General features: G+C 66.3%; 6 protein-coding genes. All 6 read right to left on the minus strand.

Annotated features, from left to right (window positions below):
- Nucleotides 1–138: 138 nt before the first annotated feature.
- From RKP46_RS07365 to RKP46_RS07390, 6 genes are read right to left on the minus strand one after another with little or no spacing between them, the layout of a single operon-like run.
- On the minus strand, nucleotides 139–2,250 hold the full coding sequence (locus tag RKP46_RS07365) for a UvrD-helicase domain-containing protein (protein WP_311106045.1): 2,112 nt from the start codon (nucleotides 2,248–2,250) through the stop codon (nucleotides 139–141).
- Nucleotides 2,216–8,734: a DEAD/DEAH box helicase gene (locus RKP46_RS07370; RefSeq protein WP_311106046.1), complete on the minus strand. Its 6,519-nt coding sequence runs from the start codon at nucleotides 8,732–8,734 to the stop codon at nucleotides 2,216–2,218. Before RKP46_RS07370 ends, RKP46_RS07365 begins: the two co-directional genes overlap by 35 nt.
- Nucleotides 8,735–8,743: 9 nt before the next feature.
- On the minus strand, nucleotides 8,744–9,169 hold the full coding sequence (locus RKP46_RS07375) for a hypothetical protein (RefSeq protein ID WP_311106047.1): 426 nt from the start codon (nucleotides 9,167–9,169) through the stop codon (nucleotides 8,744–8,746).
- Nucleotides 9,147–9,560: a helix-turn-helix transcriptional regulator gene (locus RKP46_RS07380; protein ID WP_300331344.1), complete on the minus strand. Its 414-nt coding sequence runs from the start codon at nucleotides 9,558–9,560 to the stop codon at nucleotides 9,147–9,149. The genes RKP46_RS07375 and RKP46_RS07380 overlap by 23 nt, the downstream gene beginning before the upstream one ends.
- Nucleotides 9,542–9,949 (minus strand): type II toxin-antitoxin system RelE/ParE family toxin, encoded by a 408-nt coding sequence (locus RKP46_RS07385; RefSeq protein WP_300331345.1) that lies wholly within the window; start codon nucleotides 9,947–9,949, stop codon nucleotides 9,542–9,544. Before RKP46_RS07385 ends, RKP46_RS07380 begins: the two co-directional genes overlap by 19 nt.
- 58 nt (nucleotides 9,950–10,007) lie before the next feature.
- Nucleotides 10,008–10,631: a hypothetical protein gene (locus RKP46_RS07390; protein ID WP_311106048.1), complete on the minus strand. Its 624-nt coding sequence runs from the start codon at nucleotides 10,629–10,631 to the stop codon at nucleotides 10,008–10,010.
- Between the last annotated feature and the right edge of the window lie 350 nt (nucleotides 10,632–10,981).

Consider the following 10,981-nt stretch of genomic DNA (forward strand, 5'->3'; position numbering starts at 1 on the left):
CATGGCCGGAGGAAAACGTGGAAGCGCGCGCAGCGTAACCGATTTCGCTCGCCGGGGTGGACTCGAAGTGATCAGTGCCGCTTGCCGGCAAGGCGACAGCGAGCGCGCTCCAGCCGCGACGCGGGCGTCTGGTCGCGCTTACTGCGCCCGGCGCAGGATCACCAAATGGCGCTTGGCACGCGTCGCCGAAACATGGAGCAGACAACGTTCGCTCAGCAGCGTGTCCTCGATCACTCCGGCGTCTTCTTCACGCGCGAACTCTTCGGCGTAGTACGCCGGCGTTCGGTAGCCAGCGACAATCACCACCTCGAACTCGAGCCCCTTGACGCGGTGCATCGTTGCCAGGCGGACGCCGGCGAGGCGTCGATCGTCCGCCGTGTTGCGCTCGAGTCTCAGCGTTGCGATGCCGGCAGCGTGCAAGACAGCCTGGTAATGATCGACCTCCTCGTTCGTCCGGCAGACCAGGCAGATGTCGCCCGGCTGCACGGCATCCGCCTGGAATTCGCGAATCAGTGCCACCAGACGAGTGGCTTCGGACCTGGCGTCGGGCAGCGCAACCTCGTCCGGCTGCGTGCCGTGCGTCAGCGAGCGATAGCCCTTGAGCGTATCCAGCTCGCCGTCCAGGTCATCCACGGCGCAACCCGCCAACTGGGCGACAGCCCAACGTCGGATTTCGTCCGTCGTCCGGTAGTTCACCCGCAAGCGGTGGCTGCGCCCGCGGATGTCGATCCCCAGCCGGCTGAGGACGACGCGGTGACGATAGATCCGTTGATGCGCGTCGCCGACCAGGAAGAGGTCGTTTTCACCGCTGGCGACCGCGGCACGCAGCAGAGCGAGCGCTGCCGCACTCATGTCCTGCGTTTCATCGACGATGATCGCGCGCAGGCCGAGTGATTCCTTCTGGCTGAGCAGGAGGGCGCGCGCGTCCCGGAAAGCTTCCTCGGGTTCGCGCAGGTTGGCGCCGTGCAGTTGCGCGCGATACTCGGCGAAGACGGGCCAGAGCGCCTTGCGGTGCACGCGGCCGAGCTGCCCGCCGCGCCCCAGCCGACTGGCGCGCAGATAGTCGTCAGCGATTTCGCATGCTTGCGGAAGAACGACGCGCTCGTACTCGGCGCGGAAAAAGGCAAGCGGGAAAGTGTTTCCTGCCGGTGCGCGTGTCAGCGCCAGGCGCCAGTACTCTCGGCGACGCGCTTCGTCGTAGAGCAACTCATGCTGATAGCCGAAGCGGCGCAGCAGGCCGAGCGCCCATTGATCGATGTTGGTGACGGCAATGCGCTCCATTTCCGCCGGGGTGCACAGCACGGCCAGATGCGAGCGAATGTCATCTGCCAAGGTACGCGTGAAGGTGGTGAAGAGTACCGGCTTGCCGGGAACGTCGGCAAACCTGCGCGCGAGCCAGGCGGCCCGGTGCATCGCCACGACGGTCTTGCCCGTTCCGGCTCCGCCCAATACACGCACCGGACCGCTCCACGCGCGCGCTACCAGGCGGCGCTGACTGGGGTGGAGAAAGACGCGCCAGCGTTCGAGCGGGGCGGCGAGCAAGGCGTCCACGTCGCTGTCGTCGGTGAGGACGAGAAAGTGCCGGCGGCTGGCATCTTGCTCCAGCGCCGTGGCGAAGTCCGAGGTATCGACGCTTGCCGGCGAAACTTCGCGCTCGGCAATGATCTTCTCGTAGCTTTCGCCGGCGGCGTAGAGGTAGAGAGCCTCAAACGCGTCGTCCGGCAGGTGCGGCTGCAGCTCTTCGAGTTGCTCGTCGCTGACGATCTGGCGCACGCGCGCCAGCGCACCTTCGGGAACGCCCATACGGCGGATTTCGCGCTCTCCGAGGCGCGCGAACAGTCCGCTCTGTGCCGTCTCTGCCCGGTCGGTCGAGGCCGCAGCGGCGTCTGGGGAGTGCGCAGCGTGCTCTTCTACCGCATACACCTGGATGCTGCCCAGGTCGGGGTGGATGTCTACCCGATGCGTTCGCGCCCAGCGGTAGGCGTCGTCATGCCGGTCCACCCAGAGCAGGCAGTAGACGTCACCGGTAAGCGGCTTGAGGACGATCCCGCGCACGGCCTGATCGATGCGCACCGAGCGCATGTTGGGATCTGTGGCCTCGCGGATGGTTTCGTAATTGATGCCGGTCGCGCGCGGGTTCTGGCGGAACTGGGCAACGAACTTCAAGACGGCCTGTTGCCGGTCGCGCGGAATCGCCGCAAACGACTTCAGGAAATCATCGGACAAGGCAATCTTGGGTGGCGGATGCATCAGAATTCTCCTCGGCCTGTAAGACCATCAACAGCGCTGGATCAATCTCGCCGCCGGTTGCTACGAAGCATCGCCAAGCGTGCTTGCTGAACGATGCCAGCGACTCCGACTCGCCGCCGAGCAGCACGGCGACTTTTCGGCGGACCCACGCCAATTCAGCTTCGGCGACGACGCGGCCTTTTTCGTCGAGCAACTCGTAGCCCGCGACGGGCGCTTCAAGCCCTTGCGCGGCCAGCGTTTCGAGCCATCCCTGAACTTCGCGTGCGGCGTAATCGGCAAGCTCGATCCAGACGGGATCCATGCCCCGAGCCGCGCTGTGCACCAGCGGCGCATCGCGCAACGAAGTCCACGCCCCCGCGTTTTCGCTGCCCGCCCAGAAGCGCGACAGAGGGGAGAGCAGATTGACGACCTGCCATAGCGCGTGCCATCCCTTCTGCAGTTCCTTCTCCGGCGTATTCTCGGATGGTTGCCAGGCCAGCAGTCCGCCCGGCTCGGTGTCGCGACTGAACTGGCCGGCGAGCAAGCCGGCGACCTGCGAGGCTGCAATCCCGGTCGCCAGCCGGATCATCCCCTCAGCCAGTTGCCGTCCGCCAATTCGCCGATCGGCATCGGCGGGCAAAGCGACCAGCCCGGCTTCGAGCAACTGCCTGCCCAGCGCCGAGCCCTCGAGGGCGACTGCCGTCGCCGGATCGCCATCGGGCAGCAGAATGCCGAGAGCGAGAATCGACGCGTGCCGGCGCATCATTTCGTGATCGAGCGTGCACAGGCGGGTGCGCAACTGCGCCATCGTCGGCAGCGCGCGCAGCCCGAGCATGTGCGCCAGGCCGAGCCTCCGGTACAGATCGCCGACCACATCCCGCGTCGACGACAGACAGGCGGGCCAGGGCGAAGCGGCCGGCTCGCTGCTCTGCTTCAGCCACTGTTCGACATCCGCCCAGGTCAGCGTCCACACCGAGAAACGGCCGCTCTTGGCGATCGCCATGCGTTTCGCCAGATCCTGCTCGATCGTCTCGCGATGAAACTGCCAGCCGTCGAGAAAGACCGCCACCGGGCAATCGCCGCGGTCGTCGTCCGGCCAGAAGACGAAATCCGGTTGCGAAGGAATCACCACGCCATCGCCGGGCCCGAGTTCGACCTGCGGTTCGAGCCGCCAGCGCCTTCCGCCGGAACTCGCGCACGATACCTGGTATCCCGGCTTGCCCTTGACCAGGACATCGGTCACCCGCCAGCGATCGAGCGGGTCGGCCCCCGGGCGGCGCAGCGCTTCGAGAAAACGCGCCTCGAGCTCGCTATCGAACAGCGGGTTGGCTGGCTTGAGCTGCGCCAGGCTGTCCAGCGGTGCCAGTTGCGCGCGATGATCCAGGATCTCGCGCAGCAGCTTCTGCGCCATGCGCCGCGAAATGCGCTCGCGATCGTGGCTGTTGCGGTACGCATAGAGGCAGCGGTAGCAGCCATCCTTCTCCGGATCGTGGTTGCACTCGCACTCGTCCATCGCCGTAAGCGCGGCGGCGAACACCTCGAACAGCGGATGCTCGTCGCGCATCAGTTCCTTGAGGTAGCCGGTGCCGCCCGGCACGCTGTCGTAGATGACCAGATACTGGCGCGGCGATTCTTCTCCGCTGGCCAGACGAATATCCAGCGCAATGCGCAGGTGGTCGACCGCGCCGCGGAAGCGCCGTGACAGGCCGAGGCGTAAAGCGGCAACGAACGACTGCAGGCGCTCGTCGGCGCCGCCGAAGCTTGCTTCGGGAAGGAAGAGGCGAATGCCCTCGCTGTCGAATTCGCGGTACAGGAAAACGCAGCGCTGCGTGATCGCCTGTTCGTCGCGGCGCCGCGGGCAGTATGGGGCATGATTGCGGAACTCCTCGCCCGCCCGCCGGCGCCGCTGCAGGGTGCCGCAATCGGGGCAGATGGCAAAACCCGGGCGCGGCTGTTCGCTGCCGGCAATCGTCATCGGCGCGCCATCGGGCTGGCGCTCGCCGAAGTTGATCTCGCGGAAGGACACGCGGTTGAGGAACTCGAAGGCGAAAGGAAACTCGCTGCGCGCGATGGCAAACGCCTGGCGTACGGCGTCCGGCGGGCTATCGACCAGGGCCTGACGAACAAAGAAGCGGCGTTCGCGCTCATCCGTATCGTCGGCGATACTCGCCAGATGTTCCGCCGTGCGCGCATACACCTTGGTCAGCCGCAGCATGTCGCGCACGCGTCCGATGTCGCTCCATCCGGGGTCGCCGCAACGCGGGCAGGCGTCGCGCTTCGTTGCCCGACCGTCGGCTTCCGCATACGAGCACTGACGGCAGAAGCGCCACTTGCTCGGGCGGTCCCTGGAAACGTCGACCTGCTCGATGCTGACCTTGCGGTTCTCGGCGTAGAACACGCTGCCCGGCGCCAGCTCGACGATCGCCGCCGCACCCGGTCGCTCGTATTCCAGCGTCAGCGCGGGCCGCGGGTCGGCTGCCGTGACCGTCGTCCCAGGCTTGCGTTGGCGCAGGATCACCGACTGCAGCAGCACGCCCTGTTCCGGGAACGCGTAGTTCGGCAACAGCCCCTCGTCGGTGAGAACGTTGAGCGTCGCCCGCTCGTAAATCGCCGCAATCAGCTTGCCGAGCGCCGCGCTCTCCTGGCGCAGTTCCGCCATTTCGTCTTCGTCGCTCTCGCCCTTCAGCGGCTTGCCGTCGATCTTCTTGACTTCGCCGTCGACCCGCTCGCGGCGCCGGCGCAACTCCTCGACGTCTTCGCCGATGGAACGCAGGTGGCTGACGATCTTCCACGCGAAGCTTCCCTCGGTGCCCGCGTCGCCCTCGACGAACCGGGTCAGCCAGGCACGCGTCGCGGCGGTCAGCGTGCTGGCGCCGTGCGCGAACATGCGCAGGAAGCGATCGAGCAGGGAAGCGCGGTGGTGCTCGACAAAGTCCAGCCAGGGATAGGGAAAATGCGCCAGATTCGACTTCAGCACGGCTCCCAGGACAGGCCGGATGGTCGCCGGGATGCGCGCCTTGGCGCCGCTGGCGCGCACCCAGGCGTCGAGCGTGCAGGCGGTCAGTTGCCTTTCGAGGACCGCCGAGGCGTTCAGGAAGACGCCGGGCGCGGCGACGTTGCCGGCCACCATCTCGCGCGGCGACGCCCAGAAATAGAGGTCGTGCGGGCGCGCCGTCGCCAAGGTCAGCAGGAAAGCGTTGCCCGTTGCCCGTCCGGCGCGACCCGCGCGCTGAAGGTAGTTCGCCTGCGCCGGCGGCACCGAGCAGAGCAGCGTTGCCGACAGGTCGCCGATGTCTATCCCCATCTCGAGCGTCGGCGTCGCGGACAACAGATTGACCTTCCCCGGTCGGGCTTCCCGGCTCATGAACACCCGCTCGATTCCCTCGCGCGTCGCGCGCTCGAGCATCCCCGTATGTTCGCGCGCGAAAATGCGCTGCACCTCGGCCGACAGGTACAGGCGCCGATGGAAGCCGCCCTGCCTGCCCCGGCGCTGCGCGGCGTCCGGCCCGCCGTCGCTGGCGGATACGCAAGCTGGCGGTGCTTCTTCGCTTGCCGGATCGCCCGTCGCTTCGAGCCGGCCCGTGCAGCGCAGGCGTCGACAAGGCTCGCCGGCCAGATCGAGCGCGCTGGCCGCCTGCAGCGACTGGCGACAGGCGTTGCACTGCCAGCGCGTGCCACCTGTGCGCAGAAGAAAGACATCCGGGACCAATCCCCAGACGGCGACCCCCTTCTCGCTCTCTTCGGCGCGGGCAATTCCCGCTTGCTGCAAGACCTGCAGCGCCAGACGATAGACTTCCGCGATCACGGCGTCGGCGCCCAGCGCCAGCGACGCCAGGGCCGGGAAACTCTTGCAGGCCCAGTCGCGATGGACCCCCGTCGTATCGGCGAGCACGCTGTCGCAATTGAAGTATTCCGGCACGGTCAGGAAGCGCGGCGGTCGCGGCCCGGAGAGCAGGCGATACTCGGCCGGGTTCTTCTTATAGGCGAACGGCCGTGCGCCCTGCCTGGCGTAGAACACCAGCCCCTTGTCCCACCAGGCGCCAATTTCCTGCAGGCGCGCGAGCAGGCCGACGATGAATCGCCGCACGTGATGCACGGGCACATCGGCCAGGATCTCGATTTCCTCGCCCAGGCGGGCGGCAAGTGCCGCCGTCGCCTGTTCGCACAGGTCGTCGTCCACCTGCACGCTGGCGGTCAAGGTGGCCGGCAGCGTACGTCCGACATGCGCATCCTGGCCAAACTCGGCCAGCACCACCCAGGGCAGCACGTTGGCCATCAAGCGCGGCACGTCACTGTCCGCCGGCAGCTCGCCGGTCGCGAACAGCGTTTCCGTATCGCGCAGCCAGTTCAATTGCGGCGGCAGGAAGTTCGCCACGAAACCGGCAAGCCCGAGGCGCTCCTGCCAGTGCCGGGCAAACGCGGGATACAGGGCAGCCAGCGTCAGTGGCTGGCCCGCGGCGTCGGCGGCAGCGATCACCTGCGCCAAAGCGGGCCGCAGATTCAGGCGCCAGGTGCGCGCAGCGAGGAAGCCGGCACGGTGCGCGGCGTCCTGCACCGAGTCGGAGAAAGCAATCAGCTTCTTGTCGGCATTGAACCGGCTGCCGAACAACTGGCTGATCGACACGCTGGCCAGACTGGCCGCCTGCGAGCCGAGAATGGTCAGCGTCTTGTGCCCGCCGCAAAACGGGCAATGGTGATGTGCAACGCTGAGCGGGCTGCCGTTGCGCCGCACTACCTTGCGATTGGCCGCCAGATCGACGCGCAGCAACTCCGGCGTAGCGTCCGCACCGGCGCCGCAATGGTTGCACCGGGTGTGCTCGAGCGCATGCAGGCTGCCGCAAGCGACGCACAGCTTCTTCGGCTCGAAAACGCGCCGGTCGAGCTGCGCCGCGCCAGCGGGGAAGACGAAGCGCGTCGACACGTCTTCGGCGAAGAACGCCGTGTAGAAGCTTGACAGGTCGGCGTGCAACTGATTCGGGCTGGTCCGGGCGATCGTCGCCCCCCAGCCCATCGCATGGCAATCGCGGCAATGGATCACCGGCAGGTGCAGGCCGTGGTCGGCACGCCCGAGGTCGGCCTGATGGCGCAGCACGGCTTCGCCAGACACCTTGGCCACCATGCGCCGCAGTTCGCGCAACCAGAGTTCGACGCGCAGCACGAGCAGCGGCAACAGATCGTCTTCGCCTTCGATCGCCGGCTTGCCGGGTACTTTCTTGCGGCGGGCGTGGGCGATCAGCGCCACCAGGCTCTCCAGCCAGCGCGCCAGATAAACCGTCTGTTCCTCGGCGCGCAGGCGACGACCCACGCGCGACAGCAGGTCATCGAGCGGCACAGCGCGCCGGCCGAGCTTGTCCATATCACGCAACAGGTTCTGGAACGCCACGTGCGACTGCAGGCGTTCGCCGAGCGCGACTCGCCAGTCGAAACGTTCAACCTCGTCGGGGCTCACCGTCTCGTCGAACCAGAGCGAATACTGATCGGCCAGATACGCGGCGACCGACCTTGCCCGACTGCCGTCGAGTCGGTCGACGTCGGCCGGGCGCGGCCAGTGCATGTGTTCGACCGTGCATTCGGCCAGGTACTCGCCGACCGACAAACGGTCTTCGCCAATCACCGCGTCGGCGTCGACCTTCTCGCCGAACACGTCGCCGGCGAAGTCGAGCAGCGAACGCTCGCCATCGTCACCCAGCGTGGCCGACGTGCCGACACAGACGAGTTGCCCGGGCGGCGTTTCCAGACGCGCCTTGACGCGCCGGATCAGGCAGGCGAGATCGGTGCCCTGCGCGCCATCGAAGGTATGCAGTTCATCGACCACCAGATAGCGCAGCGTGTCGGGACGGTTGTCGGCCCACAGTCGCGCGTCATCGGCGCGAATGAGCAGGAAGTCGAGCATCTTGTAGTTGGTCAGCAGGATGTCCGGCGGACGCTTGCGTATTTCCGCGCGCTGGGTGATCACCGAATACGACCCATCTGCCAGTTGCTTCACCGCGTCGGCTTCCTCGTCCGCCGCGTCGCCGACGTACAGCCCGGCGCTGATTCCCGCCAGCTCCGGACGGCCAAGAATCTCCTTGGCGATGCGCCTGGCCTGGTCGCTGGCGAGCGCGTTCATCGGGTAGAGGAGGATCGCCTTCACCCCCCCGCGGCCGAGGGCGGCCTGCGCGCGACAATGATCGAGGATCGGATACAGAAAACACTCGGTCTTGCCCGAGCCGGTGCCGGTGGCCACCAGCGTCGAGCGTGCGTCGTCGCCGGTCAGTCGCTGCCAGGCGCGCGACTGATGCGCATGCGGCGTGAACGTGGCCGGCAACCAGGAGAAGGACTGTTCCGCCGCGCCGCTGCGAAAGGGCAGCGCGAGCGACAGATAGGGCCCGCGAAACAGGCTGCCGGGTTGCTCGAGGAAGCGCTCGATCAGCGTCTGAAAACCCGGCGTTGTCGATGGGAACGCGCTGCTCAGGAAATCGGCGACGCTGCGGCGGACCTCATTGGCGACAGTCAGCGGTAGCATCAGGTACGGTCAATGCGTGCTGCCGCCCGCCTCGGCGACGGGCTGCGCAAGCAGTTGCGAAATTCCCATCATGAAGCGCCCCCAGGGCGCACGCGAGGTCAGCTCGAGCAGGCGTTCGCGCGCGGCGCCGACCACCACGGAAAACCCGGTAGTCGCCACCAGGGCATGCGCGGCGGCCGGGTCGAGCGCAGCCTCCAGGCGCATGATCGCGTAGACCTGCAACTGGAAGAAATAGGGCGGATTGACGCTCGCCTCGCGGTCGCACTCGACAACCAGGTCGACGCCAAACGTTCCCGGCGGTCCATCGATTGCCTGAATGTTGAAGGATTGCTTCAGGTTGGTGCCCGATCGCTCGCCCTGAGGGTCGTGCTCGGCATTGGCACGCACTTCCTGGATCGGAAAAAACAACTCCTCAAGCCGCAATGGGAATGGCATTTCCACGCTTTCCACCTCTCTGTGCCTGCGCCCAGGTCTTGCCATTGTTGATCTGCTCGCGGGGCACGCCGTCGTGCATCTCCAGCCAGCGTACACTGCTCGACCTGGCGGCGACATGCACGCTCACCCGCGCATCCAGCGCGTGCGCCATCCGCGCCATGCGTTCGATCGTCAGGTTCGCATCCCCGCGCAACGCCACGCTTACCGCGGCCGCGCTGGTACCAAGCCGGCGGGCAAGTTCGCTGCGTTTGATGCCCAGTTGCTCCATGCGCCGTTCGATCCCGACGGCGAAATCCATCTTGGCCTGCTCCGCCGCGTATTCCGGCGATCTCTCGACTTCGGCCAGCCAGTTCAGTTGTTCCTGTACGCCACTCATTTCGTCGGCTCCCATTGCAGCGTTCCCTGCCGCCTTGCCACAAGGAAGGCATCCTTGATCCGTACTGCCCGGGCGATCTCCATCGGGTCCGCCTTTCTCGATTTCTTCACTGCGCCATGGGTCAGCACCAGCAGAGTGCCATCCGTATCCACGAAGCAGAACACCCGCAAGCGTCCCTTGATGAACTCCCAGATGCCCTGTTCCTTGTTTGCCTCGTGGAACACCTCGGTACTCAACAATCGCCTTCCCTCCGTCGCATACCGGTCGAACAGCGCCGGCATGCCGCGCGCGCTGCCCTGCATGTCGGACGGGGCATCCTGGAGGAAGCGCAAGACCGGCACTTCATCGCCCTCCACGACGGCAGCCACCTTGAAACGCTTTTCACCGAGAGCGACGAGTCTCAAATCTTAACCTATAGATTAATAGATGGTCAGCATGTTCCGCAGAGTTTTGCGCATACGTTCATGAACTTTCGGAAAAGTGCGCCCACGCCAGCCGGTAGTCCGCTTCGCGGTCGGCCAGCGCAAACGGCGCCACGTACTCGAGCGTACGCTGCACCGGGCCGCCGGGCAGCGTGTCGTCGCGCAGCGGGCGGCGGATGCGGGTGCCGAGCGGGAGCGTGCGCGCATCTTCCCAGCCGAGCGCGCGCGATTGGCTCTTGCCGTCCGGGTAGACGATCTCGCAGGGGGCGTCGCGCTTGCCCGCCTTGCGCGGCAGGCCGACGCCGACCAGCCCCTTGCTGGCCGTGAACACGATGCGCCCGTGCGCGTCGTACCAGGTGTCGGCCTCGTACTGACGCATCACCGGGAACTGCACGCGGTAGAGCGTCAGCAGCTCGTCGAGCGTCAGGCCGAGCGCCAGCGAGGCGAGCACGTCGATTTCCACCAGCGCCTGCCGGCGCGCGTAGTCGCTGCGCAGAGCGCAGTGGCGCTGCCATTCCGGGGTGAGCCGGGCGAAGAAATCGGCCGGCAGGCGAGGATCGCTGCTGGCGAAACGGTCGTCGCGGAAGTCGTCCTGCCAGCATTCGCGCCAGAGGTCGGCGTAGTGGGTGGTGAGGCAGTTGAGGGAAAGGGTGCGAAGAGCCATCCTGCGATTCGAAAAAACGGGAAGGCCACGCAGACTCGATTCCCAAAGGTCGGTCTTTCCGGTCGTTCGGACGAAGAAGTCCGTTGGCAATGCCTTTGTCACTGCTGTGAAGTCGACCAAGTCGCCAGATCGAAGAAATGCTGACGATAAGACCGTGTTGATGTGCCCGAAACCCCTAGGAATGATCGTCGTAATGACCGACCGCTCGGCTGATGCGCTGACCATTCTCCGATTAACCAAACGGCAAAAGGCAGTCACTGGTTTTCCGTCGATCTCTCCTTCGTCCTTCCAGGTCACGCGCGGAATCCGCGCAGCGTACGTCGCCGTATCGCACGCCCGGCGATAGTTGC

Source organism: Accumulibacter sp. (assembly GCF_031732815.1).
In the GTDB taxonomy this organism is placed as follows: domain Bacteria; phylum Pseudomonadota; class Gammaproteobacteria; order Burkholderiales; family Rhodocyclaceae; genus Accumulibacter.

Excerpts from the sequence above, each read along its gene's own strand:
- RKP46_RS07390 (WP_311106048.1), bottom strand. The coding sequence starts at position 10,631 with ATGGCTCTTCGCACCCTTTCCCTCAACTGCCTCACCACCCACTACGCC.
- RKP46_RS07380 (WP_300331344.1), bottom strand. The coding sequence starts at position 9,560 with ATGGGAGCCGACGAAATGAGTGGCGTACAGGAACAACTGAACTGGCTG.
- RKP46_RS07365 (WP_311106045.1), bottom strand. The coding sequence starts at position 2,250 with ATGCATCCGCCACCCAAGATTGCCTTGTCCGATGATTTCCTGAAGTCG.
- RKP46_RS07370 (WP_311106046.1), bottom strand. The coding sequence starts at position 8,734 with ATGCTACCGCTGACTGTCGCCAATGAGGTCCGCCGCAGCGTCGCCGAT.
- RKP46_RS07375 (WP_311106047.1), bottom strand. The coding sequence starts at position 9,169 with ATGCCATTCCCATTGCGGCTTGAGGAGTTGTTTTTTCCGATCCAGGAA.